23 protein-coding genes and 1 pseudogene are annotated in these 25160 nt (G+C 61.2%); 8 read left to right on the top strand and 16 right to left on the bottom strand.

The genetic code is table 11. The features are described 5' to 3' along the window. Positions 1-383: 383 nt before the first annotated feature. Genes Q0Z69_RS09875 through Q0Z69_RS09865 form a run of 3 tightly spaced genes read left to right on the top strand, consistent with a single transcriptional unit; the run spans position 384 to position 1958 of the window. Entirely contained in the window at positions 384-953 is a 570-nt protein-coding gene (locus tag Q0Z69_RS09875) for a ribonuclease domain-containing protein (protein ID WP_298032785.1), read from the top strand. Next, entirely contained in the window at positions 950-1219 is a 270-nt protein-coding gene (locus Q0Z69_RS09870) for a barstar family protein (protein ID WP_298032783.1), read from the top strand. Before Q0Z69_RS09875 ends, Q0Z69_RS09870 begins: the two co-directional genes overlap by 4 nt. Positions 1220-1238: 19 nt before the next feature. Beyond that, a complete protein-coding gene (locus Q0Z69_RS09865; RefSeq protein WP_298032789.1) occupies positions 1239-1958 on the top strand; it encodes a PrsW family intramembrane metalloprotease in 720 nt (239 codons plus the stop codon). A 47-nt stretch (positions 1959-2005) separates the two neighbouring features. Here Q0Z69_RS09865 and Q0Z69_RS09860 read toward each other — a convergent pair whose 3' ends face one another. Then, complete coding sequence (locus Q0Z69_RS09860) at positions 2006-3322, bottom strand: glycosyltransferase (protein WP_298032775.1); 1317 nt, start codon at positions 3320-3322, stop codon at positions 2006-2008. A 129-nt stretch (positions 3323-3451) separates the two neighbouring features. Between Q0Z69_RS09860 and Q0Z69_RS09855 the strand changes: the two are divergent. Both Q0Z69_RS09855 and Q0Z69_RS09850 read left to right on the top strand, forming a co-directional pair. Then, positions 3452-3832: pseudogene (locus tag Q0Z69_RS09855) on the top strand (CYTH domain-containing protein); the annotation flags it as partial. Between the two features lie 45 nt (positions 3833-3877). Further along, positions 3878-4129, top strand: a complete 252-nt coding sequence (locus Q0Z69_RS09850; protein ID WP_298032787.1) for a DUF1653 domain-containing protein — start codon at positions 3878-3880, stop codon at positions 4127-4129. Here Q0Z69_RS09850 and Q0Z69_RS09845 read toward each other — a convergent pair. Continuing rightward, entirely contained in the window at positions 4126-4332 is a 207-nt protein-coding gene (locus tag Q0Z69_RS09845; protein WP_298032774.1) for a hypothetical protein, read from the bottom strand. The two genes, Q0Z69_RS09850 and Q0Z69_RS09845, sit on opposite strands and share 4 nt — an antisense overlap. A gap of 243 nt (positions 4333-4575) precedes the next feature. Here Q0Z69_RS09845 and scfA point away from each other — a divergent pair, with 243 nt between their 5' ends. From scfA to Q0Z69_RS09830, 3 genes are all read left to right on the top strand, one after another. After that, complete coding sequence (gene scfA, locus Q0Z69_RS09840; RefSeq protein ID WP_298032773.1) at positions 4576-4722, top strand: six-cysteine ranthipeptide SCIFF; 147 nt, start codon at positions 4576-4578, stop codon at positions 4720-4722. Positions 4723-4793: 71 nt separating this feature from the next. Continuing rightward, a complete protein-coding gene (gene scfB / locus Q0Z69_RS09835; RefSeq protein ID WP_298032772.1) occupies positions 4794-6176 on the top strand; it encodes a thioether cross-link-forming SCIFF peptide maturase in 1383 nt (460 codons plus the stop codon). After that, positions 6173-7516, top strand: a complete 1344-nt coding sequence (locus Q0Z69_RS09830; protein ID WP_298032771.1) for an amino acid decarboxylase — start codon at positions 6173-6175, stop codon at positions 7514-7516. Before scfB ends, Q0Z69_RS09830 begins: the two co-directional genes overlap by 4 nt. A 169-nt stretch (positions 7517-7685) precedes the next feature. Here Q0Z69_RS09830 and Q0Z69_RS09825 read toward each other — a convergent pair whose 3' ends face one another. The 14 genes from Q0Z69_RS09825 to Q0Z69_RS09760 form a co-directional block, all read right to left on the bottom strand. Continuing rightward, the gene (locus Q0Z69_RS09825) at positions 7686-7994 is read right to left on the bottom strand and encodes a hypothetical protein (RefSeq protein ID WP_298032770.1); all 309 of its coding nucleotides are present in this window, start codon (positions 7992-7994) and stop codon (positions 7686-7688) included. 156 nt (positions 7995-8150) lie between these two features. Beyond that, positions 8151-8681, bottom strand: coding sequence for a GDSL-type esterase/lipase family protein (locus Q0Z69_RS09820; RefSeq protein ID WP_298032769.1), 531 nt, complete (start codon positions 8679-8681; stop codon positions 8151-8153). Between the two features lie 191 nt (positions 8682-8872). Continuing rightward, a complete protein-coding gene (gene rbsK, locus Q0Z69_RS09815; protein WP_298032768.1) occupies positions 8873-9871 on the bottom strand; it encodes a ribokinase in 999 nt (332 codons plus the stop codon). Positions 9872-10140: 269 nt separating this feature from the next. Continuing rightward, positions 10141-11652 (bottom strand): IMP dehydrogenase, encoded by a 1512-nt coding sequence (locus Q0Z69_RS09810; protein WP_298032767.1) that lies wholly within the window; start codon positions 11650-11652, stop codon positions 10141-10143. A gap of 61 nt (positions 11653-11713) precedes the next feature. Continuing rightward, a complete protein-coding gene (locus tag Q0Z69_RS09805) occupies positions 11714-15415 on the bottom strand; it encodes a phosphoribosylformylglycinamidine synthase (protein ID WP_298032762.1) in 3702 nt (1233 codons plus the stop codon). Further along, the gene (gene purD, locus Q0Z69_RS09800) at positions 15416-16699 is read right to left on the bottom strand and encodes a phosphoribosylamine--glycine ligase (RefSeq protein ID WP_298032748.1); all 1284 of its coding nucleotides are present in this window, start codon (positions 16697-16699) and stop codon (positions 15416-15418) included. A gap of 177 nt (positions 16700-16876) precedes the next feature. Next, positions 16877-18055, bottom strand: a complete 1179-nt coding sequence (locus tag Q0Z69_RS09795) for a phosphoribosylaminoimidazolecarboxamide formyltransferase (RefSeq protein ID WP_298032746.1) — start codon at positions 18053-18055, stop codon at positions 16877-16879. Positions 18056-18066: 11 nt separating this feature from the next. Then, a complete protein-coding gene (gene purN, locus Q0Z69_RS09790) occupies positions 18067-18672 on the bottom strand; it encodes a phosphoribosylglycinamide formyltransferase (protein WP_298032744.1) in 606 nt (201 codons plus the stop codon). Beyond that, positions 18666-19700 carry a phosphoribosylformylglycinamidine cyclo-ligase gene (gene purM / locus Q0Z69_RS09785; protein ID WP_298032743.1) on the bottom strand — a complete coding sequence of 345 codons (1035 nt, stop codon included), beginning with the start codon at positions 19698-19700 and terminating at the stop codon, positions 18666-18668. Before purM ends, purN begins: the two co-directional genes overlap by 7 nt. After that, complete coding sequence (gene purF, locus Q0Z69_RS09780; protein ID WP_298032741.1) at positions 19693-21204, bottom strand: amidophosphoribosyltransferase; 1512 nt, start codon at positions 21202-21204, stop codon at positions 19693-19695. Before purF ends, purM begins: the two co-directional genes overlap by 8 nt. Further along, a complete protein-coding gene (purC, locus tag Q0Z69_RS09775; RefSeq protein WP_298032740.1) occupies positions 21191-21910 on the bottom strand; it encodes a phosphoribosylaminoimidazolesuccinocarboxamide synthase in 720 nt (239 codons plus the stop codon). The genes purF and purC overlap by 14 nt, the downstream gene beginning before the upstream one ends. Positions 21911-22247: 337 nt before the next feature. Next, on the bottom strand, positions 22248-23669 hold the full coding sequence (locus Q0Z69_RS09770; RefSeq protein ID WP_298032739.1) for an amidophosphoribosyltransferase: 1422 nt from the start codon (positions 23667-23669) through the stop codon (positions 22248-22250). An 18-nt stretch (positions 23670-23687) separates the two neighbouring features. Next, on the bottom strand, positions 23688-24197 hold the full coding sequence (purE, locus tag Q0Z69_RS09765) for a 5-(carboxyamino)imidazole ribonucleotide mutase (RefSeq protein ID WP_298032738.1): 510 nt from the start codon (positions 24195-24197) through the stop codon (positions 23688-23690). Positions 24198-24226: 29 nt separating this feature from the next. Beyond that, a complete protein-coding gene (locus Q0Z69_RS09760) occupies positions 24227-24952 on the bottom strand; it encodes a GntR family transcriptional regulator (RefSeq protein WP_298032736.1) in 726 nt (241 codons plus the stop codon). Positions 24953-25160 lie beyond the last annotated feature (208 nt).

Below are 25160 nucleotides of genomic sequence, written 5' to 3'. Positions count from 1 at the left end.
ATACTTGGCTGGTGACGGCCCGGGAAGATAGGTAACGCCAACACACGCGGCAGTCCATACGGACTGCCGCTTCTTTTTCTGTCCGCTCTTGTCAATTGGAGACGTCTACGGTATACTAATGCTGGATACCCATAGAAAGTACACAGTTTTGCAGTTAGGTGCCGGCCGTGCACCTCTGTCGTTCTATAAGAGCGTCAAATGCTTTCGATGGGACGTTGTACGGAGAAAGAAATGGCTGGTGGAAACGTTTTTCCGACAGCGGAAATACCGGAGGCGGCACGTTTTATGAAGTTAGCAGTACTTTGTGCGGCTGGCTTACGGCCCCTGTAAAGCTATGCGCGCTTTTTATGTGTGTTGAGTATTTTGTGATAGGGAGCGGTTTTGTGAAACATTTGAAAAAGCTGAGCAGCATATGTTTGGCGCTTATGGTGATCCTGACTTTGGCTGCCTGCGGGTCTACGGAGGCCCCACGGCAGGACCCTGTGGGATCAGCGGAGACCGGTGAAACCGTACAACGGGAAGAACCGGAGAGGAACGATACCGGCGAGACCGGCACAGAAGAAGCAGAAGCCGGTGAACCGCAGATCGATGAACCGCAGCTGGCGGAGGATGGCGCATACACCACCAAAGAGGATGTGGCGCTGTACATCCACCTGTATGGGCATCTGCCGGATAATTTCATCACGAAAAAAGAGGCTGAAAAGCTTGGCTGGCCGGGCGGTTCTCTGGAGCCTTACGCACCGGGAATGTGCATCGGCGGCAGCCGGTTCGGTAATTATGAGGGATTGCTTCCGGAAGCGGAGGGACGCACTTACACGGAGTGTGATATCGATACGCTGGGCGCTTCCAAGCGGGGGGCGAAACGGATCGTTTTCTCCAATGACGGCCTGATCTATTACACAGAGGACCATTATGAGTCCTTTGAATTGCTGTACGGAGAGGAAGCATCATGAAAGTAGTGTTGGATGGGAGAGGGATCTCGGACCGGAAAGCGCTTCACCAGGTCTTGGAGGAAGCCTTGCGGCTGCCGGAGTGGTACGGCCGGAATTTAGACGCCCTGCATGACTGCCTGACGGAGCGCCGTGAGGATGTGGAGATCGAGATATGCCATCAGAAAGCGTTGAAGGCGGCACTGGGCGGCTATGGAGAGGCGTTTTTGCGGCTGCTGCGGGACGCGGCTATGGAGAATCCGCATATCCGCCTCAAGATCGATACATGATAAAGGAAGGTGCCGCTTGATGTTTTTTGTACTGCCGCTGCTGCCGATCCTGGCAGTTTACATAGCAGCCGCTGTGCTGCCGGCGGTGTTTTTGCTGCGCTATATTTACCGGCAGGACACGGTGGAGAAGGAGCCGCCGGGCCTGCTGCTGTCCCTGCTGGCCATGGGCGTTCTGGCGGCGCTGCTTTCCGGCGTTCTGGAACGGCTGGCGGAGACGGTTTTAAGGATGATGATCGACCCCGGCAGCCCGGTTTACACGATCCTGCTGGCCTTTCTGGTGGTGGCCCTTGTGGAAGAGGGGACGAAATTCTATCTGCTGCGGCAGCGAACTTGGGAGCATCCTGCCTTCAATTACCGGTTTGACGGCATCGTCTACGCGGTGTTCGTCTCTCTGGGCTTTGCGGCCTTTGAGAATATCCAGTATGTGATGCGCTACGGCCTGTCCGTAGCCCTGCCCAGGGCGCTTTTGGCGGTGCCGGGGCATATGTCCTTTGCTGTGTTCATGGGCGTATTCTATGGCCGGGCCAAGCTGTGCGAGGCCTATGGCGATGAAGCGGGGATCAGGCGGAACCTGGCGACCGGGTATTTGTTCGCCGTGTTCCTCCACGGATTTTACGACGCCTGCGCCATGATCGGGACCTCCCGCTCTACGCTGGTGTTCCTGATCTTTGTGGCGCTGCTGGACTGGCGGGTATACCGCCTGCTGAAGCGGGAGTCCGCCATGGACGCCCCGGTCTGAAAAACACATCTGGCGGACAGCAAAAACTGTCTGCCAGATCTTTTTTACTATTGCAGGACGCTCTGGATATTTTCCCGAATCCTGCCCGCCAGGGCGCGGTACTGGGCCAGATCCTCTTGGCTGAGACCGGCATAGCGGGCGCTGCGGTATTGTTCCTGAGCGGTCCGAAGGTCATCCAGCAGGCCGCAAGCCTCCGGCAGAAAGACAAAGGAGAGCCGTTTGGGGGCGTGACTGGACTGCCGGACCTCCTCGATCCGGATGAGGCCCTTTCCGGTGAACCGCTGCAGGGCGAGGGTCAGGCCACCGCGGGAGACGCCGGCGAAGTCCGCCAGCTCTCTGCGGGTGCAGGGAGCGGACAGCTGCTCCAGTGCCAGCAGAAGACGGGCATCGTCCAGAGAAAGGCCGTTTTTCAAGGCGGCTGTCTCCAGATAGTAGTCCAGCAGCTTGCGGTCCCGGAAGGTGTCGGAGAGTACGCCGTCGCCCGCCAGGATGTCGGGGGCGATCCGCATCCGTTCGCTTCCCAGCCGCTGGGAATTGGGCAGCACAGCCGGAGGGACCACGCCGTCTCCAGCGGCGTCGACCAGAAAGCGGTAGACCTTCAGGCGGCTTTTTTCGTATTCCTCCTCGTCCAGAACGCTTTTAAAAAAGCGCTGGTAGTACTCAAAGACCATCAGCTTCATTTTGATGGTCCGGGAGATGGAGATATTGGAGGTGGCCAGGGAGCCTTTTGTTTTCACGTAATAGTAGATGGGTACCTGAAGGGCGTAGAACCGCTGGGCGTGGCGGATATATTCCAGGTTGAACATGAAGTCCTCGCACCAGCTGATCTCAGGATCCATCCGCAGATGGTGCGTTTCCACGATGTCCCGGCGGTACAGCTTGTTCCAAAGGACGCCGTAGTAGAAATCCGCCGGATTTTCCATCATGTGGGTGGCGTATTCCTCCCGGGACAGCACGGCGTCGTCGATATCCCCCTTGCGGGAGACCCGCTCGCCCACGACCCGGTAAAAATCGGAGATCACCAGGTCGCACTGGCGGTTTTCCGCCGCCCGGACCAGAGAGATGGTGGCGTCCGGCGTGATCCAGTCGTCGCTGTCCAGAAACTGCAGATATACGCCCCTGGCCCGGTCCAGGGCCAGATTGCGGGCGGAGGAGACGCCGCCGTTTTCCTTGTGGATGGCCTGGATGCGGGAGTCCCGGGCGGCATATTCGTCGCAGATGGGACCGGAGTCGTCCCGGCTGCCGTCGTCCACCAGCAGCAGTTCAAAATCAGTGAACTCCTGCTCCAGGATGCTGTCGACACAGCGCCGCAGAGTACTTTCCGTGTTATAGACCGGGACGATGATGCTGACAATTGGCTGCATGGCGTGTATTCCCTTTCTGTTGATGCCCTATTTTACCATACCGGTCCCGGTTCCGTCAAATTCCCTGTTTCCAAATTTATCGGTCTGCGGTATACTGATATCATCTGATAAAAAAGCGGGGCGAAGCGTATGGAGATCGAGCGGAAATTTTTGGTCCGGCAGCTTCCGGCGGAACTGGAGGACTATCCCAAGCGCCACATCCAGCAGGGCTATCTGTCCACGGACCCGGTGCTGCGGGTGCGGCAGAGCGGCGGCGAGGGCTGGCTGACCTACAAGGGACCGGGCCTGCTGGCCCGAGAGGAGCGGGAGTTTCCGCTGAATGGGGACGCCTGCCGCCGTCTGCTGGCCAAGACCGACGGCACGGTGATCGTGAAGGACCGCTATCAGATCCCTTACAGCGGATATACCATTGAACTGGATGTGTTTGCGCCGCCCCTGGCGCCTCTGGTCCTGGCGGAGGTGGAGTTCCCCACGGAGGCGGAGGCTGCCGACTTCCAGCCGCCGGAGTGGTTTGGGGAGGAGGTCACCTATGATCCGGCCTACACCAACGCCGCCATGAGCCGAAAGGAGACGCTGATCCGGCCCGGACATTACCGCCATTTCAAGGGCGGCGAATATGAGGTGCTGTATGTGGCCGCTCACTCCGAGACCCAGGAGCCGATGGTGGTCTACCGGGCGCTGTATGGTGAGCGGGACGTGTGGGTGCGGCCGGCGGCCATGTGGAACGAGACCGTGGAGCGGGATGGGAGGACCTGCCGGAGATTTACCTGTATAGAGGACAGCGGGGACATGGTTGATCCCGTTTAAAAGTTCAGCATAAAATCCACAACAGTATAAAGGATAAAGGAACTGGCGGCAGTGAAAGCCACCGTTAGGATCCCCATCAAAACCATGCGGGATTTCTCTCTTTTGACGGCGGCCTTTATAAAACGAGTCCCGCAGATCAACCCTGGAGAATATAGGATAAGCAAAAATAAAAGGACGTTCCAGATTGCGTGCAGGTCTATCATTCTGAATCCTCCCCGGCTTTGCCGCCCTATGGATTGTCCCCATTATAATACCATGGGGATGGGAGTTCCTTCAAGGTATGTTGGTAAAATAGGCAAAGCTGTCATTCAGCAGCACATATCGGAACTCCGCCCGCAATCCCTTGACTTTACTACCTATCTATGCTAAAATTTTACCCGAACATCAAGCCGTCCCTTGGAACGGCCAGAACAGACGTGAAATCTGACAGAATGGAGAGATACATCATGGAAAGAATCAAGACTCTTGAGACCCGTTCTCTGTGCGAGAGCGCCAAGCATGGCGGCTGCGGCGAGTGCCAGACCTCCTGCCAGTCTGCCTGCAAGACCAGCTGCGGCGTTGCCAACCAGAAGTGCGAGAACGCTGACAAGTAAGTGATCGCCGATCAAAAAGCTGCCGCCTGACTAGGCGGCACTTTTTATGCACGAATAGGGAGGACCCTTTTATGGTACATCAGTATCAATTGAACGGCTACAACATCGTGCTGGATACTTGCTCCGGCTCCATCCACGCGGTGGACGAGGTGGCCTATGACATCATCGCCATGTTCGAGAGCCATGCGGCAGACGAGATCGTGACGGCCATGCTGGAAAAATACGCGGACCGGCCCGACGTGACGGAGCGGGACCTGCGGGACTGCATCGACGATGTGGAGGCGCTGAAGGACGCGGGCAAGCTCTTCACGCCGGATACCTTCGCCGGCATGGCCGGCACCTTCAAAGAGCGGTCCGGCGACGTGGTGAAGGCCCTGTGCCTCCATGTGGCCCACACCTGCAACCTGAACTGCGGCTACTGCTTCGCCAGCCAGGGCAAATACCACGGCGACCGGGCGCTGATGAGCTTTGAGGTGGGCAAACAGGCCCTGGACTTCCTCATGGACCACTCCGGAAGCCGCCGGAACCTGGAGGTGGACTTCTTCGGCGGCGAGCCGCTGATGAACTGGGACGTGGTGAAGCAGCTGGTGGGATACGCCCGCAGTGTGGAAAAGGAGCGGGGCAAAAATTTTCGCTTCACCCTGACCACCAACGGCATGCTGATCGACGATGACGTGATTGACTTCGCCAACCGGGAGATGAGCAATGTGGTGCTGTCCCTGGACGGGCGGAAGGAGATCAACGACCGCACCCGGGTGGACTACGCCGGAAACGGCAGCTATGACCGCATCGTACCCAAGTTCCAGAAGCTGGTGGCGGCCCGGGGCGGGAAAAACTATTACATGCGGGGGACCTTTACCCACGCTAACCCGGAATTCACCAAAGACCTCTTCCACATGGCCGACGACTTGGGCTTCACGGAGCTGAGCATGGAGCCAGTGGTCTGTGCGCCGGACGATCCGGCAGCCCTGACAGCGGAGGACCTGGAGATCGTGAAAGAGCAGTATGAGCTGCTGGCAAAGGACATGCTCCGTCGGGAAAAGGCGGGCAGGCCCATCACCTTCTACCACTACATGTTGGACCTGACCGGCGGCCCCTGCATCTACAAGCGCATCTCCGGCTGCGGCTCTGGTACGGAGTACATGGCGGTGACCCCCTGGGGCGACCTGTACCCCTGCCACCAGTTCGTGGGCGAGGAGCGGTACAAACTGGGCGACATCTGGAACGGCGTGACCAACACGGCGCTGCGGGAGGAATTCCGGGCCTGCAACGCCTATGCCCGGCCGGAGTGCGCCGGCTGCTGGGCCAAGTTCTATTGCTCCGGCGGCTGTGCCGCCAACGCCTACCACGCCACCGGCTCCATCCGGGGCGTGTATGAGGCGGGCTGCGAGCTGTTCCGCAAGCGGATCGAGTGCGCCATTATGATGAAAGCCGCTGAGGCGGAAGAAGCATGACGACCCCCATCGCCGATTTCCTGCGGGGCTACCAGATCGAGGGCATGGCCCGCTTCCACATGCCGGGACACAAGGGGAAGGGGCCTCTGGGCTGTGAGAAGTGGGACATCACCGAGGTCCTGGGGGCCGATTCCCTCTACGAAGCATCGGGCATCATTGCAGAGAGCGAGAGGAATGCCGCCGCCCTCTTCGGCTCCAGGGCCACCTTTTACTCCACCGAAGGATCCAGCCAGTGCATCCGGGCCATGCTGCACCTGGCTCTGACGAACCGCCCCGCCGGGACGCCGCCGGTCATCGCGGCCGCCCGGAACGTCCACAAGACCTTTGTCTACGCCGCCGCCCTGCTGGACTTTGAGACCGTCTGGCTGTGGCCGGAAGAGGAGGGAGCCGATTCCCTCTGTGCCTGTCCCATCACGGCGGAGGGCCTGGACCGGACCCTTTCGGCACTGGACGCGCCTCCTGCCGCCGTCTACATCACCAGCCCGGATTACCTGGGCGGCATGGCAGATATCGCCGCCCTGGCACAGGTCTGCCATCGCCGGGGGACCCTGCTGCTGGTGGACAACGCCCACGGGGCTTATCTCCGCTTTCTCCAGCCCTCCCGGCACCCCCTGGACCAAGGGGCGGACCTGTGCTGTGACTCCGCCCACAAGACCCTGCCTGTCCTGACGGGGGGCGCATATCTGCACATTTCCAAAAGCGCTCCAGCGGCCTTTGCGGAGTGCGCCAGGGCCGCGCTGGCCCTGTTTGGGTCCACCAGCCCCTCTTATCTGACGCTGGCTTCTCTGGACCTCTGCAATCAGGCTTTGGCCGGGGAGGAACCGGAGCGCATCCGAACCGCCGCCGGGAGGCTGGCGGCAGTGAAGCGCGAGTTGTCCGTCTGGGGCTGGGCTCTGGCGGGGGATGAGCCGCTGAAGCTCACCATCAACGCCGCCGCCTGCGGTTGGAACGGCCTGGATCTGGCGGATATTCTGCGGACGGGAGGCGTGGAGCCGGAGTACATGGACCAGGACCATGTGGTCCTGATGGCCTCCGGGGCCACGGATGAGGAGGCGTTCCAATTCATAGCGGACGCGCTGCGTTCCGTTTCTCCGAAACCCCGCGGTCCCCGTCCCGTCCTGCCCCTGGCGAGGGGAGAACGCGTTCTCTCCGTCCGGGGTGCCCTGTTTGCCCCCCAGGAGACCGTTTCTGTGGAGCAGGCCCTGGGCCGGGTCTGCGGCGCGCCGGCAGTGTCCTGTCCTCCGGCCATCCCCATCGCCGTCTCCGGCGAGGTCATCGGTCCGGAAGCTCTTGCTCTGTTTTGCCATTATGGGATCGGGACAGTGGATGTTCTGCTGTAAGAAAAGCCCTTCCACGGGAAAATACCGTGGAAGGGCTTTTATATTGATGAAAAAGATTGTTATAAGCGCTAAATCAGATTGGTATCACCGAATGTTGAACTGGAAGAGCGTTTGGCAAATACGGGAACAGGTGGACCCTTCTCGGGAAGGACTTCTCGGCAAGCTGGGATCAGCAGTCCGCTTCTTCCCTCAGCAGACGCTTGTACGCGCGTTCTTTCACAACGGTGTATATAAGCGAGGGGGTCCCGCACAACAGGATCAGCAGGCACATCAAGAGCCTGTTGAGGTCCCTGCCGCTTACCAACAAATACAGGAGCAGCATCGGGAGCCCGAGCATCAGCCATGAGATTCCCCGCATGCGGATATAGTCTGCAGTCCAGTCGCGGTGCTTGTACGCTTCATCGATGACCTGGAATCCCGCGATGCCCGCGATCCCATACAGTGTCCATAAGATCCCCAATCCCAAAATGACCTGCATGTTCTTTGCCCCCCTTTTATCAAATTGGACCTTTCTATTCTGATTGTATCATGTATATCTGTCCAAGGCAAGACATGCCGGCGGTATGACCAAGAGCGGGAGATCCCATGACGCTTTGCCCGGGTTGGCGCGCCATGGCATGTCAACGGTCCCGTTTCAGCCCAGCGATCCCAGCACGAGCTGGAGCGCTTTGGCAAAGGCCCGGTGTCCTGCCTCAGAAAAGTGGATGCCGTCAAAGGCCAGCTCCACGCCCCACTGGCCCGCATCGGCAAAGGCGCAGCCCAAACGGCGGGCCAGGTCCTCATAATAGCTCGCCAAGGCGGCGGACTGCGTTAAAAGCCGCTCTTCTGTGACCCAGGCTCCGGGTGCCATGGGCGGCGGAGCGATCAGCAGAACATGGGACAGCCCCTGTAAAAACCGTTCCATCCGGGCCGACACTCCGGCGGCGGTGGCCCCTGGCCGCAGCAGGTCGTTGCTGCCCAGCATGACCACCAGCCGGTCGTAGGGAGGAAACGCCGGGGCCGTGTCGGGGATCTCCCGGCCGTTCTGTCCTAAATTGCAGATCTCCCAGCCGGTAGTCCTTGCCAGCCGGTCCGGCCAACGGACCTCTGCCGGATAGCGGTCTCCCAAATAGGAGCGGGGATCGTAACCATAGGTATTGGAATCGCCGAAACACAGGATCCGCATGCCGTTCACCTCATACACAGGATACCACGGTCCGGCGGTATCCGCAATCGTTTTTGCTTAGTTGTTGATAGTTCACTAGCCCCCTCCTTTGTTGAAAGCCAATGTAGCAGAGGATCCTGACAAAATAGTGGACAAAACTCTTGCAAATTTCTGACAAAACCGGCGCCGGGAGATCCCGGCGCCGGTTCTCTTTATTGCAGTACATCCAGTGCGGACAGGTCGAAGCCTCGGTAATCCCGCTCCTTCAGCAGCGAGATGACCTCTTTCAGCGTGGGCAGGGAGGGCATCGCCCCCATTCGGGACACGGTGATAGCGGCAGTGTGGCTGGCGAAGGCCAGCGCGGCTTCCTGGGAAAGTCCGGCAGTCAGCCCCACAGACAAGGCACCCACAAAGGAATCCCCCGCAGCGGTGGGGTCCGCCACATGGTCCATGTGGACGCAGGGAATGTACTGGATGGTATCCGCCTTCACCACGGCGGAGCCGCTGCCCCCCAGTGTGATGATGACGTTTTCCACGCCCTTGCTCCAAAGAGCGGCGGCGATCTTTTGCAGATCCTCCCGCAGGGGGCCGTTTTCATCCATGCCCAGGGGCAGGCCCGTCTCCATGGAGGCCTCCTGCTCATTGGGGGTCAGATAGGTCACCAAGCTCAAAAGCTCGTCGTCCAGGTCCGTGGCAGGGGCGGGATTCAGCATGACGGGTACCCCTGCCTCCTTGGCCCAGCGGGCCACCGCCCGGTTCACCGGGAGAGGCACCTCCAGCTGCAGAAGGACCATATCATATGTGCCGATCTGATCCCGGACCCAGGCGACCTCCTCTGTGGTCAGGGTCTGGTTGGCGCCGGGAATGACGATGATGCGATTTTGGGCGGAGTGCTCCGATACCTCCAGGGTCACATGGCCCACACCGGAAGAAACGCCGGAGCGAACCACCACATGGCTCGTATCCACGCCGTCCGTCCGGAGGGTTTCCACCAGCTTTTCTCCGAAGAGGTCGTCGCCTACACAGCCCATCATGGTCACATCCGCTCCCAGGCGGGCGCATTGCAGGGCTTGATTGGCGCCCTTGCCTCCGGGGGCCATATGAAAGGACTTCCCATATACGGTCTGGGCGGACCTGGGGATCCGCTCCGTGGTGGCGATGACATCCATGACAAAACTGCCGACGACTAAGATGCGAGGTGTTCTATGCATGACGCGATAACTCCTATTGCAAGTAACCGATTCAGTAATGTTCTTATTATAAGACTTTACTGTAAAAAAGCAAGCCCTTTTAGCAAGTTAAATGATAAACAATAGGGCTATAACAGATGTTCCCTGGCATGTGCCGGGGGCGCATGGGGGCCCCGCATAGAAACTGAACGGGGCAGGCAAAGCCTGTCCTGTTCAAGATTTTGCATTGCAAAATGCTTGGACGCGCTGCCGCGCGAAGTGGAAGGCGGCGTGCCGGAAATATCTTCGGATCAGCTGCGCTGATTGCCGTTGGTAGTATCCTTCAGCAGCACGTCGTGGGCGCCGCCTTCCACGATGGAAACAGCGGATACCAGGGTCAGCTTGGCCTTTTCCCGCAGCTCGGGGATGGTCAGCGCACCGCAGTTGCACATGGTGGAGCGGACCTTGGCCAGGGTTGTGGCCATGCCGTCGGTCAGTGCGCCGGCGTAGGGGACATAGGAGTCCACGCCCTCCTCGAAGGAGAGCTTCGCCGCGCCGCCCAGGTCGTAGCGCTGCCAGTTCCGGGCGCGGGCGCTGCCCTCGCCCCAGTACTCCTTCATGTAACTGCCGCCGATGAGGATCTTGTTGGTAGGGGATTCATCGAACCGGGAAAAGTAGCGGCCCAGCATGCAGAAGTCCGCGCCCATGGCCAGGGCCAGGGTGATATGGTAGTCCTGCACAATGCCGCCGTCGGCGCAGATGGGAACGTAAACGCCGGTCTCTTCAAAGTACTTGTCCCGCTCCGCCGCCACGTCGATGACGGCGGTGGCCTGGCCCCGGCCAATGCCCTTGGTCTCCCGAGTGATGCAGATGGAGCCGCCGCCGATACCGATCTTCACGAAGTCGGCCCCCGCGTCCGCCAGGAAGCGGAAGCCCTCGCCGTCCACCACGTTGCCGGCGCCCACCTTCACGGTGTCGCCATAGCGCTCCCGGATCCATTGCAGGGTCCGCAGCTGCCATTCGGAATAGCCCTCGGAGGAATCGATGACCAGCACGTCTACACCGGCTTCCACCAGGGCGGGGACCCGCTGGGCGTAGTCCCGGGTGTTGATGCCCGCGCCCACCACATAGCGCTTCTGATCGTCCAGCAGCTCCAGAGGATTGCCCTTGTGGGAGTCGTAGTCCTTGCGGAACACAAAGCTCACCAGATGGCCGTCCTTGGAGACGATGGGCAGGGCGTTGAGCTTCCGGTCCCAGATGATGTCGTTGGCCTCCTTCAGGCTGGTGCCCTCAGGGGCGTAGATCAGCTTCTCAAAGGGGGTCATAAAATCCGTCACAGGGGTTGCGGGGTCCATGCGGCTGACACGGTAGTCCCGGCTGGTCACCAGGCCCAGCAGTCTGCCGGTACCGGTGCCGTCCTCGGTGACGGCCATGGTGGAGTGGCCGGTGCGCTCCTTCAGGGCCAGCACGTCTGCCAGCGTGTCCCCGATGCGGAGGTTGGAGTCGCTGGACACGAAGCCGGCCTTGTAATTTTTGACCTTGCGGACCATCTCGGCCTGCTGGTCAATGGGCTGGGAGACATAGATGAAGGCGATGCCGCCCTCTTTGGCCAGGCCGATGCCCATTTTTTCGCCGGACACAGACTGCATCACGGCGGAGACCATGGGGACGTTCATGGTCAGGGGGCACTCCTCGCCCTTCTTGAACTTCACCACCGGGGTCTTGAGAGAGACGTTGGCGGGGATGCACTCGGAGGAGGAGTAGCCGGGGACCAGCAGATATTCGCTGAAGGTATGGGAGGGTTCACTGAAAAAGTACGCCATGCGGCCACCTCATTTCAAAGTATTTTTCCTAGGATATCACAGATTCGCGGAAAAGCAAGAATTAAATTGCAAAATAATCCCTGGCGGAATCAAACAGTCCCAGATCATAATTGCCGGGGACGTTTTGATACAGGCCGGACCCCACCCGCTCGGAGTGGCCCATTTTGCCCAAAACCCGGCCATCGGGGGAGAGAATGCCCTCCACCGCCCAGGCAGAGCCATTGGGATTGAAGTCCACATCCATGGTGGGTGCGCCGCTGAGATCCACATACTGGGTCGCGATCTGGCCGTTTTCAGCAAGCTTTGCCAGCAGCTCGGGAGAGCAGAGGAACCGGCCCTCGCCGTGGGAGATGGGGACGCTCACAATGTCGCCCACCTGCACGCGGGACAGCCAGGGGGAGCGGTTGGAGGCGATCCGGGTGCGGACGATCTTGGACTGGTGGCGGCCGATGACGTTATAGCTCAGAGTGGGGCAGGTCTCATCGGTGTCGATGATCTCGCCGTAAGGCACCAGACCCAGCTTGATAAGGGCCTGGAAGCCGTTGCAGATGCCCAGCATCAATCCGTCCCGGTTTTTCAGCAGGTCGTGGGTCGCGTCCTTCACCGCCGGATTGTGGAAGAAAGCGGTGATGAACTTGCCGGAGCCGTCCGGCTCGTCGCCGCCGGAGAAGCCGCCGGGGATGAAAATGATCTGGCTCTCTCGGGCCGCCCTGGCAAAGCGGGCGGCAGAATCGGCCACGCTTTGGGCGGACTGATTGTTCAGCACCAGGATCTCCGGGACCAGCCCCGCCCGGGCCGCGGCCCGGGCACTGTCGTACTCGCAGTTGGTGCCGGGGAATACGGGGATCAGCACTCTGGGCCGGGCAACGCCGATCTTGGGCGCGGAGCGGATGCCGGCAGGGGCCTCCAGCACAGGGACAGCTTCGGAAACAGCGGCGGTGTGATTGGGATAGACGTCCTCCAGCACGGCCTCGTTGAGGGAGAGCAGCTCGTCGATGAGAGCAGAGTCACCGCCCAAAGCAATGACCGGTTCTTTCGTCGTGATACCGAAGCGGGTAGCATAGGGACTGTCGACGTCTTCTGTCAATTCCGCCATGATCGCACCGGGCCAATCACATGCATTGTCCCAAAAACCATTTGCCTCCTCTGCCTTGGCAGAGAAGCCGATGCGGTTGCCAAAGGACATCTTCATCACAGCTTCGGCGAAGTTGTGTTCCACAGCCCAAGCGGCTTTGACCTTTCCGGTCCTGCTGAGTGTATACAGCAGGGCCCAAACTGCTTTCTGTTCTTCTGCGGTGTCGTGTTCTGCAGAAAACAAATACACCGGATGTCCGGCCTCTTTGAATTCGGGTGTGATGACTTTCCCTGCCTTGATAGGAGCGATGGCAAAGGAAATCAGGGTCGGGGGCACGTCCAGATCGTTGAAGGTACCGGACATGGAGTCCTTGCCGCCGATGGCCGCCGCTCCATAGTCCAGCTGCGCGTCCAGTGCGCCTAAGAGGGCGGCAAAGGGCTTGCCCCAGCGCTCCGGCTCGTTCCGGAGTTTTTCAAAATACTCCTGAAGGGTCAGGTAGGCTTTCTTGTAGTCTGCGCCGGAGGCCACCAACTTGGCGAGGGAGACTGTCACGGCGTCATAGGCCCCCCGATAGGGGTCCGCGCTCATGGCCTCCGGGTCGAAGCCCCAGGCCATAACGCTGGCCTGGTCGGTTTCCTGTCCCGGCAGGACGGGCAGCAGCGCCGCCATAGCCTGGGCGGGCGTGCGCTGGGTCTTCCCGCCGTAGGGCATCAGAATGCTGCCCGCGCCGACGGTGGAGTCAAATCGCTCCACAAGCCCCCGGCGGGAGGCGCATTTCAAGCTGGAAGCGGTTTTGCGCAGATCCACATGGCAGTCCGGTTCCGCCGCAGACGCCTGTGCCAACGTCACAGCGACCTTGGCGTGTTTCACCGCACCATTAGAATTGAGAAATTCCCGGCTGAGGTTGACAATCGTTTCCCCCTGCCACCGCATGACCATGCGGGGCTCTTCGGTCACGACGGCTACCTGATAGGCCTCCAGATTTTCCTTTTCCGCAGCGGCGATGAAAGCGGCGGCGTTCTCGGGGGCCACCACCACGGCCATCCGCTCCTGGGATTCGGAGATGGCAAGCTCGGTGCCGTCCAGGCCGTCGTACTTCTTGCGTACGGCGTCCAGGCTGATCTCCAGGCCGTCGGCCAGCTCGCCGATGGCCACGGATACGCCGCCCGCGCCAAAGTCGTTGCAGCGTTTGATGAGCCGGGTGACGTTGCCGTCCCGGAATAGCCGCTGGATCTTCCGCTCCTCGGGAGCGTTGCCCTTCTGGACCTCACTGGCCATCGTCTGCAGGGATTTGCGGTCGTGGCTCTTGGAGGAGCCGGTGGCGCCGCCGATGCCGTCCCGGCCGGTGCGGCCGCCCAGCAGGATCACCACGTCGCCGGGGGCGGGCCGCTCCCGCACCACGTTTTCAGCGGGGGCGGCGCCCACCACGGCGCCTACTTCCAGATGCTTGGCCACATACCCGGGATGGTAAAGCTCGTCTACGTGTCCGGTGGCCAGACCGATCTGGTTGCCGTAGGAGGAATAGCCCGCTGCGGCAGTTTGAGCAAGCTTGCGCTGGGGCAGCTTGCCGGGGATGGTCTCACTGACCGGCGTGCGGGGATCGCCGCAGCCGGTGAGGCGCATTGCCTGATGGACATAGGCACGGCCGGACAGGGGGTCCCGGATGCAGCCGCCGATACAGGTGGCCGCGCCGCCGAAGGGTTCGATCTCCGTGGGATGGTTGTGGGTCTCGTTTTTGAACATCAGCAGCCAGTCCCGGGTCTCGCCGTCCACCTGGGCGGGGACGTGGATGGAGCAGGCGTTGATCTCCTCGCTTTCGTCCAGCTCAGGGAGCAGCCCCCGTTTTTTCAGCGTCTTGGCGCCGATGGTGGCGATATCCATCAGGGTCTGGGGCCGCCGGGCGGCCTTTTCCGCACCGTAGACCTCTTCCCGGGCAGCCAGATACCGCGCATAGGCGGCCCGGACCGCAGGGTCCGCGATGTTGATCTCGTCCAGATGGGTTGAGAAGGTGGTGTGGCGGCAGTGGTCGGACCAGTAGGTGTCCACGACCCGGACTTCTGTGATGGTGGGGTCCCGGCGCTCGTCATCCCGGAAGTGGGCCTGAAGGAACTTCAGATCGTCCAGGTCCATGGCCAGACCCAGCTTGTCCAGCAGGGCGGCCAGGCCCGCTTCGTCCAGGGCGGTGAAACCGGAGACGGTCTCCACGGCGGTGGGGATGTCGTACTCCATCTTCAGCGTTTCGACCGGCTCCAGGCCCGCCTCCCGGGCCTCCACAGGATTGATGACGTAGCGCTTGATCTTCTCCACATGGCTGGGGGTCAGCTCGCCGGAGAGCAGATACACCCGGGCGGTACGCACCAAAGGCCGGTCTCCCTGGGTCATCAGCTGGATGCACTGAGCGGCGGAATCCGCCCGCTGGTCGAACTGCCCGGGCAAATACTCCACCGCGAAGGCGGTGAAGTCTCCGGCGGGCAGGGCGGCGGTGGCGTCGTCCACCTGCGGCTCGGAAAACACGGTCTGCACGGCCCGCTGAAAGGCGTCGTCCTCCAGCCCCTCCACGTCATAGCGGTTGATGAGCCGCAGGCCCGTCAGGGCGGAGATGCCCAGCAGGGAGCGCAGCTCGTTCAAAAGGTCCGCGGCCTCCTGCCGCAGAGCGGGCTTTTTCTCTACATAAACGCGTCTTACCATTTACTGTCCCTCCATCGCGGCCAGTGCGCGGCGGCCGATGTCACGGCGCAGGTATTTGCCCTCATAATCCACGGTCTCCGCGGCGGCGTAAGCGTCCGCCAGAGCCTCATTCAGCGTGGGAGCCACGGCGGTGACGCCCAGGACCCGTCCGCCGCTGGTGACCAGACGGCCCTGGCCGTCCAGCTTGTCGCCGGCGTGGTAGAGCGCCACGTTGGCGGGCAGACTTGCGGGGAAGGTCATGGCCTTCCCCTTTTCATAGTGGCTGGGATAGCCGCCGGAAGCCAGGATGACACAGGCAGCGGAACCGCCGGACCACTCGATATCCAAATCGGACAGAGTTTCGTTTTCCACCGCCTGCATGATGGTCAGCAGGTCGGTCTTCAGCAGGGGCAGGACCACCTGGGTCTCCGGGTCTCCGAAGCGGCAATTGTACTCGATGACCTTGGGACCGTCGGAGGTCAGCATCAAGCCGAAGTACAAACAGCCTTTAAAAGGACAGCCCTCCGCCCGCATGGCGGCCAGTGTGGGCAGGAAGATGGTGTCCATGCACACCTGGGCTACGTCGGCGGTGTAATAGGGATTGGGGGCCACGGTGCCCATGCCGCCGGTGTTGAGGCCGGTGTCGCCGTCTCCGGCCCGCTTATGGTCCATGGAGGATACCATAGGGCGGATGGCAGTGCCGTCGGTGAAAGCCAGCACGCTGACCTCCGGGCCCTCCAGGTACTCCTCGATCACGATGGCATTGCCGCTGTCGCCAAAGACCCGGTCCTCCATGGCGGCGCGGACGGCCCGGGCCGCCTCCCCCCGGGTCATGGCGATGGTGACGCCTTTTCCCAGGGCCAGGCCGTCGGCCTTGATAACAATGGGGATCGGGGCGGTGGTCAGATAATCCAGGGCCTCCTCCATGTCGGTGAATGTGGCGTATCGGGCGGTGGGGATGCCGTATTTCATCATCAGGTTCTTGGAGAACACCTTGCTGGCCTCGATGCGGGCGGCCTTGGCGTCGGGGCCGAAACAGGGGATGCCCGCCTCGTGGAGCCGGTCCACGCAGCCCAGGGCCAGGGGATCGTCCGGCGCCACCACGGCAAAGCCGATGTTGTGGGACTTGGCAAAGTTCACGATCTTGTCAAGATCCTTGGCCCCGATCTCCGGGATGCACACAGCGTCCTGGGCGATGCCGCCGTTGCCGGGAAGGGCATAGATGGTCTCCACACTGGGATTTTCCTTGAGCTTTTTAATGATCGCATGTTCGCGGCCGCCGCCGCCGACGACGAGAAGCTTCATGACACAAAGGGCCTCCTTGCATAGAATTTTGCCACGGGCAAATGATTTTTCATCAGTTTCGCCGCGACATGCGCGTGGCGAAAATACCTTGACTTGTGTGCCCTTGGGGCACACGCACCAGTCCGCAGACTGGTGGGGGGAAACTAAAGGGGGGACGAAGTCCCCTCTTTAAAAGCTTTAGTGGTGGAACAGCCGCATCCCCGTAAAGCACATGGTCATGCCATACTTGTTAGCGGTGGCGATCACATGGTCGTCCCGGATGGAGCCGCCCGGTTCGGCGATGTACTGCACGCCGCTCTTCCTGGCCCGCTCCACGTTGTCGCCGAAGGGGAAGAATGCGTCGGAGCCGACGGTCACGCCGGACTGAGTGGCGATCCAGGCCCTCTTCTCCTCCGCGGTCAGGACTTCCGGCTTGACCTGGAAGGTGTTCTGCCACACGCCGTCGGCCAGAATGTCCTCGTACTCGTCGGAGGTATAGATGTCGATGGCATTGTCCCGGTCGGGGCGGCGGATGCCTTCCACGAACTGGAGCCCCAGGACCTTGGGGTGCTGCCGCAGATACCAGTTGTCCGCCTTCTGGCCTGCCAGACGGGTACAGTGGATGCGGCTCTGCTGGCCCGCGCCCACACCGATGGCCTGGCCGTTCTTCACGTAGCACACGGAGTTGGACTGGGTGTATTTCAGGGTTATGAGAGAGACGATCATGTCGATCCTGGCGGCTTCGGGCAGGTCCTTGTTCTCCGTGACGATGTTGCCCAGCAGTTCCCCGTCGATCTTGAACTCGTTCCGCCCCTGCTGGAAGGTGATGCCGAACACATCCTTGTATTCCTGGGGAGCGGGGACGTAATCAGGGTCGATCTGCACCACGTTGTAGCCGCCCTTTTTCTTGGTTTTCAAAATCTCCAACGCCTCGTCGGTGTAGCCGGGGGCGATGACGCCGTCGGACACCTCGGCCTTGAGGTAACTGGCAGTGGCCCCGTCGCACACGTCGCTGAGGGCCGCCCAGTCGCCGTAGGAGCACAGCCGGTCCGCGCCCCGGGCCCGGATGTAGGCGCAGGCGATGGGGGAGAGCTCCGCACCCTCGTCTACGAAATAGATCTTCCGGTCCACGTCGCTGAGGGGCAGGCCCACGGCGGCACCGGCAGGGGAGACGTGCTTGAAGGAGGCGGCGGAGGGCAGGCCGGTAGCGGCCTTCAGCTCCCGCACCAGCTGCCAGGAGTTGAAGGCGTCCAGGAAGTTGATGTAGCCGGGCTTGCCGCCCAGCACAGTGATGGGCAGATCGCCGCCGTCCCTCATAAAGATGCGGGAGGGCTTTTGGTTGGGGTTGCAGCCGTATTTCAGTTCCAGTTCGTTCATGGAAGCGTACCTCAATTCTCACAAATTTGTTTGCACACCAGCTCCGCAGCCTGGGGCAGCAGGACCCATTCGGCCTGCTCCATGACCCGGCGCTGCAGGACCTCTGGCGTGTCGTCCGGCAGGATGTCCACGGCCTTTTGCAGCAGAATGCGTCCGCCGTCGGGGATCTCGTTCACCAGATGCACGGTGGCCCCGGTGACCTTCACGCCTTTTTCCAAAGCGGCCTCGTGGACCTTCAAGCCGTACATCCCCTTGCCGCAGAAGGAGGGGATGAGGGAGGGGTGGACATTCAGAATGCGGTCCGGCCACTGTTTGACAAAGTTCTCGGATAAAATGGACAGGAATCCCGCCAGGATGATGACGTCTATCTGGAATTCCGCCAGCTTTTCGGAAATGGCGGACTCGAAGTCCGCTTGGGTCATCTGCTTTCTGGGAATGGCTACACCGGGCACGCCGTGGTTGGCGGCCCGGGTCAGGGCGTAGGCGCTCTTGTTGCTGGCGATCACCAGCACGATCTCTCCGTGGGGGATGGCGCCGGCCTTCTGTGCTTTCAGCAGCGCCTCCAGATTGGTGCCGCCGCCGGAGACGAATACGGCTACTCGAGCTTTTGTTAACATAATATCACCCGTTCATCGCCCTCCGCGATCTCACCCATGACATAGGCGGCGCAGCCCGCAGCTTTCAGGACGGACAGGGCCTTGTCCGCGTCCTCTTTGGAAACGATGACGGTCATGCCCACGCCCATATTGTAGGTGTTGAACATGTCGTGTTCGGGGATATTGCCCGTTTTCTGCAGCATGGAGAAAATGGGAGGCGTTTTGAGGGCTGCCTTTTCGATCTTGGCGGTGAGGCCCTCCGGCAGGCAGCGGGGAATATTCTCAAAGAAGCCGCCGCCGGTAATGTGGCTGATGCCCTTCACGCAGACTGCCTCCAGACAGCGGAGAACGGGTTTGACATAGATAACAGTTGGCTCCAGCAGCGCTTCACCCAGGGTGCGGCCCAGCTCAGGGCAGTAAAGCTCCAGATTCGCGTGCTCCACGTTAAAGACCTTCCGTACCAGGGAGAAGCCATTGGAATGGATGCCGCTGGAGGGCAGGGCCAGGATCACGTCTCCGGCCTGCATGGCGCTGTGGTCGATGACCTTGGGCCTGTCCACCAGTCCCACGGAAAAGCCCGCCAGATCATAGTCCTCCGCAGCCATTATGCCGGGGTGCTCGGCGGTCTCGCCGCCGATGAGGGCGCAGCCGGCCTGAACGCAGCCCTCCGCCACGCCGGAGACCAGGGCGGCCACCTTCTGCGGGTCATTTTTGCCGATGGCGATGTAATCCAGGAAAAACAGGGGCTTGGCACCGCAGCAGATGATGTCGTTGACGCACATGGCCACGCAGTCGATGCCCACGGTGTCGTGCTTGTCCATCAGTTGGGCAATGCGGATCTTGGTGCCTACGCCGTCAGTGCCGGAGACCAGCACCGGCTCGGCCATGCCGGTCAGATCTGGGGCAAACAGGCCGCCGAAGCCGCCGATATCGGACACCACGCCGGGAATGGCAGTGCGCTTGACATGCTGGCTCATGAGCTTCACGCCTTCATAGCCGGCCTCAATGTTGACGCCGGCTTCCCGATAGCTGTCAGAAAAACTACGCATGTTGTTCTTTCTTCCTTTCGCTGATCTTGCACTCAAAGCGGTCCTTGCCGCCATCCTGAGGAATGGCGGTGGGATAGCCGCCGCCGAAGCAGGCGGTGCAGAAGCCGCATTCCGTGTTGTCCGCCAGCTTCACCACATTATCCAGGCTCAGATAGCCCAGGGAGTCCACGCCGATGATCCGGGCGATCTCCTCTACTGAGTGGTGGTTGGCGATGAGTTTTCTGGGGTCGTCGATGTCGGTGCCGTACCAGCAGGCAGCGACAAAGGGCGGCGCGGAGACCCGCATGTGGATCTCCCTGGCCCCGGCCCTGCGCAGCAGGTCGATGGTCCGGCGGCAGGTGGTGCCCCGGACAATGGAGTCGTCGATCAGCACCACCCGTTTGCCCTCTACCACTGAGCGGATGGGATTCAGCTTGATGTTGACTTCGTTTTCCCGCATGGCCTGGGCTGGGGAGATGAAGGTTCGGCCAATATATTTGTTTTTGATGAAGCCCATGCCGTAGGGGATGCCGGACTGTTTGGCGTAGCCCATGGCGGCGTCCAGGCCGGAATCCGGCACGCCCACCACGATGTCCGCCTGGACAGGGTGCTCCAGCGCCAGGAAAGCGCCTGCCCGCTGGCGGGCGGTGTGAACGCTGGAGCCGTCGATGACGGAGTCCGGCCGGGCAAAGTAAATGAACTCGAACACGCACAGCTTTTTCGGAGCCTTGCCGCAGTGGCTGGTGTCGGATCTGACGCCGTCCTTGTCCACCACGATGATCTCTCCGGGCAGCACATCCCGCAGGAAGTTTGCGCCGATGGCGTCCAGAGCGCAGGACTCAGAGGCGAACACCACGCCGCCGTCCCGCAGCCGCCCCATACACAGGGGGCGGAAGCCGTTGGGGTCCCGGACGGCGATGAGCTTGCTGGGAGAGGAGATGACCAGGGAGTAAGCGCCCACGATCCGGTCCATGGCGGCGGAGACGGCGGCCTCGATGGAGGGGGCCTTCAGCCGCTCCTGCACGATGATGTAGGCGATGACCTCGGAGTCCGTGGTGGTTTGAAAAATGGAGCCGCGGCTCTCCAGCTCGCTTCGCAGTTCCAGGGAGTTGGTCAGGTTGCCGTTGTGGGCAAGGGCCATCCGGCCCTTGTAGTGATTCACCAGGATGGGCTGCACGTTCCGCTTGTTGTCGCTGCCGGTGGTGCCGTAGCGCACATGGCCCACGGCGATGCGGCCGGTCCCCAGGGCGGCCAGCCGCTCCGCCGGGAATACCTCGCTGACCAGGCCAACGTCCCGATAGGAGGTGAACACCCCGTCGTCGTTCACCGCGATGCCGCAGCTCTCCTGGCCCCGGTGCTGCAGGGCGTACAGCGCGTAATAGGCCAGGGAGGCCACGTCAGCGGAAACTTCCGAAAAAACGCCGAACACGCCGCATTCCTCATGGATGTGGCGTTGGTCAAAACCGGCCGGGACCGCCTCCACCTTGAGACGGCCCGCCGGTATATTCCTGTCAGTCCGCATCATGGGCCAAGAGACGCTTCATGATCTCGGCATAAGCGTCCTCCACGCCGCCCATATCCCGGCGGAAGCGGTCTTTGTCCAGTTTTTCATGGGTCTTGGAGTCCCAAAGGCGGCAGGTGTCGGGGCTGATCTCATCGGCCAAGACGATGGTGCCGTCGCTGAGCCTGCCGAATTCCAGCTTGAAGTCCACCAGGGTCACGCCGCACTCGGCCCAGAAGGTCTTCAGCACATCGTTGACAGCAAAGGAGTACTTTTTGATCAGCTCGATCTCCTCGGGGGTCGCCAGCTTCAGAGCAATGGCGTGATAGGCGTTCAGTAGGGGGTCGTCCAGCTCGTCGCACTTATAGGAGAACTCGATGGTGGGCTGGTCGAACACGATGCCCTCCTCCACACCGTAGCGGGAGGCGAAATGGCCGGCGGAGATGTTGCGGATGATGACCTCCAGGGGCACGATGGAGACCTTCTTCACCAGAGTCTCCCGCTGGCTCAGTTCCTTGACGAAGTGGGTGGGGATGCCGGCCTTCTCCATTTTGACCATCAGGCGGTTGGTCATCTGGTTGTTGATCACGCCCTTGCCCACGATGGTGCCCTTCTTGGCGCCGTTGAAGGCGGTGGCGTCATCCTTGTAATCCACGATGAACAGCTCGGGATCGTCGGTCTTAAAGACCTTCTTGGCCTTGCCTTCGTAGACCTGCTCTAACTTCTGCATGATGTGCGTCCTCCTGTGTAAATGAATTGATAATGGACAATGAACGGGGAACAGAACGGCTGCTTCCAGCGGTTCTCTGAAATCTTTTGCCCGGAGTAGATATTATTTTTGCCGCGGCGTGTATGTGTCAAAAATACATTGACTCAGCCGCATTGGGCGGCGTTCACCAGTGACAGATGTCACTGGTGATGGGGGATGCTCAAGGGGGAAAGCGGCGAAGCGCCGCCTGCGGCGGATGAAGCGAGCTGCTTTCGAGGCAGCGGCACGATTGGCGGCCTTGGCAAAGGCCGGGAATCGTAATGCCGCAACGGTGCCGCCTGCGCATCCTTGAAGAAATTCACTCTCTGCCCGTCCAGCAATAGGTGCAGATCTTTTCCCTGTCGATGCCGATGGCCTCCAGCAGCCCGTCCAGGGACTGGTAGCCCAGGGAGTCAAAGCCCAGCTCCTTACAGATGGTGTGCAGCAGGCATTGGCCCCGCTCCGTCTTGGCATCGGCGTATTCATCCAGGTGCTTTTGGCCTTCATCGCCCTCCAGAGCCTGGACCGTCCGCCGGGCCAGCAGCTCCATGTGGGAGTTGCTGCGTGAGAAATTCAGATACTTGCAGCCATACATGATGGGCGGACAGGCGGAGCGCATGTGGACCTCCGCCGCGCCGCTGCTGTAGAGGAATTCCACCGTCTCCCGCAGCTGGGTGCCGCGGACGATGGAGTCGTCCACGAACAGCAGCTTCTTCCCCTCGATCAGCTCAGGCACGGGGATCTGCTTCATCTTGGCTACTTGGTTCCGCACATCCTGGTTGGCGGGCATGAAGGACCGGGGCCAGGTGGGGGTGTATTTCACAAAGGGGCGGGCGAAGGGCTTGCCGCTGCGGTTGGCGAAGCCGATGGCGTGGGGCAGGCCGGAGTCCGGGACTCCCGCCACGAAGTCCACTTTGGGCAGGCGGCCCTGGGCCACCTCGTCCCGGGCCATGATCTCGCCGTTGCGGTAGCGCATGACCTCCACATTGACGCCCTCATAATTGGAATTGGGATAGCCGTAATAAGTCCACAGGAAGGCGCAGATGCGCATTTCCTCCCCCGGAGGCGAGAGGGATTCCACGCCCTCCGCCGTGATCCGCACGATCTCCTGGGGGCCCAGCTCATAGACGGTCTGATAGCCCAGCTTCTGATAGGCGAAGGACTCAAAGGCGACACAGTGGCCCTGGCCGTTTTTGCCCACCAGCACCGGCAGGCGGCCCAGCTTGTCCCGGGCGGCGATGATGCCCTCCGGCGTCAGCAGCAGGATGGTGGCGGAGCCGTCGATGATCTCCTGGGCGTGGCGGATGCCCTCCACCAGGGAGTCCGCCTGATTGATGAGGGCGGCAGTCAGCTCCGTGGCATTCACCTTGCCGCTGCTCTGGGCCATGAACTGGTGGCCGTGGTCAGAAAAATAGGTCTCTACCAGCGCTTCCGCGTTGTTGATGATGCCCACTGTGGTGATGGCGTACAGCCCCAGGTGAGACCGCACCAGCAGCGGCTGGGGGTCTGTGTCGGAGATGCAGCCGATGCCGCTGCTGCCGTGAAAGTCTGCCAGATCTTTTTCAAACTTGGTGCGGAACGGCGTGTTTTCGATGTTGTGGATCTGCCGCTGGAAGCCGTTGGCGGGATCGTAGACCGCCATACCGCCCCGGCGGGTCCCCAGATGGGAGTGATAGTCGGTGCCGAAGAAAATATCAAGTACGCAATCCCGCTTGGAGATCGCTCCAAAAAAACCACCCATGTATCCAACTCCTGATGATTATTCCGCAGGGGATCGCTCTGCCAGCTCGGCCTGGAGCCGGGCCTCCTTTTCGGCGATCTGCCTCGCCATGTCCTCTCGGGCGGCGTCCAGCTTGGCGGCCAGGTCCCCGTCGGAAACGGCCAGGATCTGGGCGGCCAGAACGGCGGCGTTCTTGGCCCCGTTGATGGCCACGGTGGCCACGGGGATGCCGCTGGGCATCTGCACGGTGGCAAGCAAGGCGTCCAGCCCGTCCATGGCGCCGCCCTTCATGGGAATGCCGATGACGGGCAGGGTGGAGTTGCCGGCAAAGGCCCCCGCCAGGTGGGCCGCCATGCCGGCGGCGCAGATCAGCACGCCGAAGCCGTTGGCCCGGGCGCATTTGGCAAATTCTGCGGCGGCGGCCGGCGTGCGGTGGGCGCTGAGGATATGGGCCTCATAGGGGATGCCGAAGGCGTCCAGCTGGGCGCAGGCCCCCTTGACCACGGGCCAGTCGGAATCACTGCCCATGATGATGGCTACTTTTTTCATGGCTGTGCATTCTCCTTTTTCGTGTCAGATCACAGCTTTTTCCGCATCACGGTATGGCGGAAGATGCCGTCCACAAAATACTCGGTGGAACAGAACACCGGCTTTCCGTCGATGTCGAAATCCACCTCGTCCATGTGGAGCAGCGGCGCGCCTATGGGCACCTGCAGGATCTCCGCCAGGGCGGCGTCCGCCACCACGGGCTTCAGGTCCGTCAGATCCAGATAGGGATAGATGCCGCAGAACTGCTGTAAAAAGTGGAAGATGGGGAGCTTCAGATCCTTGATGGTGTACTCTCCCTGGGCCAGCGCCTTTTCCACCACATCCTCGCAGTAGATGGCGGGCCTGCCATCGGCGGTGCAGAGGCGGGAGACCCGGATGATGGGCGTTCCCTCGGGGATCTGCAGCTGTTTGGCGATCTTTTCGTCCGCCGTACCGTCGGATACCCGGACGGAGGCCACAGCGGCCTCATGGCCGCTCTGGCGGATCATGTCCAGAAATTCCACCTCGATGTCCATGCGGGTCTGGGCGTTCAGAACGTGGCGGTTGATGATGGTGCCTACGCCGTGGCGGCGGGTTATGAAGCCCTCCCGCTCCAGCGAGGCCAGGATGTCCCGCAGCTGCGTGCGGCTGATGCCCAGCTTTTCCGCCAGAACGCTTTCTCGGGGCAGCCGCTCACAGGCGGCGTATTCGCCCTCGCGCATCGCGGACAGCAGTTGGGCGCGGATAGTTTTGGACTGGGACAGCTGATGGCTCATGCCTTTCACCTCATTGATAAAATAGGTACTACCCTTAAAAGTAATACCAATTGTATCGGATTTGCGGCTGTCCCGCAATTGGCAAATGTGACAGTTTGCGCGTCCTTTTTTTCAGCGGCTTTGTGAGCGGCGGACGCGGGGCCCGTCCTGCCGCTGGACAGGCGGGAGGCGGCATTTGCTAAAATCTGCGCTTTCCATTGCTTTTTTC

The organism is uncultured Dysosmobacter sp. (assembly GCF_947631165.1).
GTDB lineage: Bacteria > Bacillota > Clostridia > Oscillospirales > Oscillospiraceae > Oscillibacter.
The sequence above is the reverse complement of the archived record's forward strand: the minus strand, read 5'-3'. Positions and strand labels throughout refer to the sequence as shown.

Excerpts from the sequence above, each read along its gene's own strand:
- Q0Z69_RS09870 (WP_298032783.1), top strand. The coding sequence starts at position 950 with ATGAAAGTAGTGTTGGATGGGAGAGGGATCTCGGACCGGAAAGCGCTT.
- Q0Z69_RS09865 (WP_298032789.1), top strand. The coding sequence starts at position 1,239 with ATGTTTTTTGTACTGCCGCTGCTGCCGATCCTGGCAGTTTACATAGCA.
- Q0Z69_RS09860 (WP_298032775.1), bottom strand. The coding sequence starts at position 3,322 with ATGCAGCCAATTGTCAGCATCATCGTCCCGGTCTATAACACGGAAAGT.
- Q0Z69_RS09850 (WP_298032787.1), top strand. The coding sequence starts at position 3,878 with ATGAGCCGAAAGGAGACGCTGATCCGGCCCGGACATTACCGCCATTTC.
- Q0Z69_RS09845 (WP_298032774.1), bottom strand. The coding sequence starts at position 4,332 with ATGATAGACCTGCACGCAATCTGGAACGTCCTTTTATTTTTGCTTATC.
- scfA (WP_298032773.1), top strand. The coding sequence starts at position 4,576 with ATGGAAAGAATCAAGACTCTTGAGACCCGTTCTCTGTGCGAGAGCGCC.
- scfB (WP_298032772.1), top strand. The coding sequence starts at position 4,794 with ATGGTACATCAGTATCAATTGAACGGCTACAACATCGTGCTGGATACT.
- Q0Z69_RS09830 (WP_298032771.1), top strand. The coding sequence starts at position 6,173 with ATGACGACCCCCATCGCCGATTTCCTGCGGGGCTACCAGATCGAGGGC.
- Q0Z69_RS09825 (WP_298032770.1), bottom strand. The coding sequence starts at position 7,994 with ATGCAGGTCATTTTGGGATTGGGGATCTTATGGACACTGTATGGGATC.
- Q0Z69_RS09820 (WP_298032769.1), bottom strand. The coding sequence starts at position 8,681 with ATGCGGATCCTGTGTTTCGGCGATTCCAATACCTATGGTTACGATCCC.
- rbsK (WP_298032768.1), bottom strand. The coding sequence starts at position 9,871 with ATGCATAGAACACCTCGCATCTTAGTCGTCGGCAGTTTTGTCATGGAT.
- Q0Z69_RS09810 (WP_298032767.1), bottom strand. The coding sequence starts at position 11,652 with ATGGCGTACTTTTTCAGTGAACCCTCCCATACCTTCAGCGAATATCTG.
- Q0Z69_RS09805 (WP_298032762.1), bottom strand. The coding sequence starts at position 15,415 with ATGGTAAGACGCGTTTATGTAGAGAAAAAGCCCGCTCTGCGGCAGGAG.
- purD (WP_298032748.1), bottom strand. The coding sequence starts at position 16,699 with ATGAAGCTTCTCGTCGTCGGCGGCGGCGGCCGCGAACATGCGATCATT.
- Q0Z69_RS09795 (WP_298032746.1), bottom strand. The coding sequence starts at position 18,055 with ATGAACGAACTGGAACTGAAATACGGCTGCAACCCCAACCAAAAGCCC.
- purN (WP_298032744.1), bottom strand. The coding sequence starts at position 18,672 with ATGTTAACAAAAGCTCGAGTAGCCGTATTCGTCTCCGGCGGCGGCACC.
- purM (WP_298032743.1), bottom strand. The coding sequence starts at position 19,700 with ATGCGTAGTTTTTCTGACAGCTATCGGGAAGCCGGCGTCAACATTGAG.
- purF (WP_298032741.1), bottom strand. The coding sequence starts at position 21,204 with ATGATGCGGACTGACAGGAATATACCGGCGGGCCGTCTCAAGGTGGAG.
- purC (WP_298032740.1), bottom strand. The coding sequence starts at position 21,910 with ATGCAGAAGTTAGAGCAGGTCTACGAAGGCAAGGCCAAGAAGGTCTTT.
- Q0Z69_RS09770 (WP_298032739.1), bottom strand. The coding sequence starts at position 23,669 with ATGGGTGGTTTTTTTGGAGCGATCTCCAAGCGGGATTGCGTACTTGAT.
- purE (WP_298032738.1), bottom strand. The coding sequence starts at position 24,197 with ATGAAAAAAGTAGCCATCATCATGGGCAGTGATTCCGACTGGCCCGTG.
- Q0Z69_RS09760 (WP_298032736.1), bottom strand. The coding sequence starts at position 24,952 with ATGAGCCATCAGCTGTCCCAGTCCAAAACTATCCGCGCCCAACTGCTG.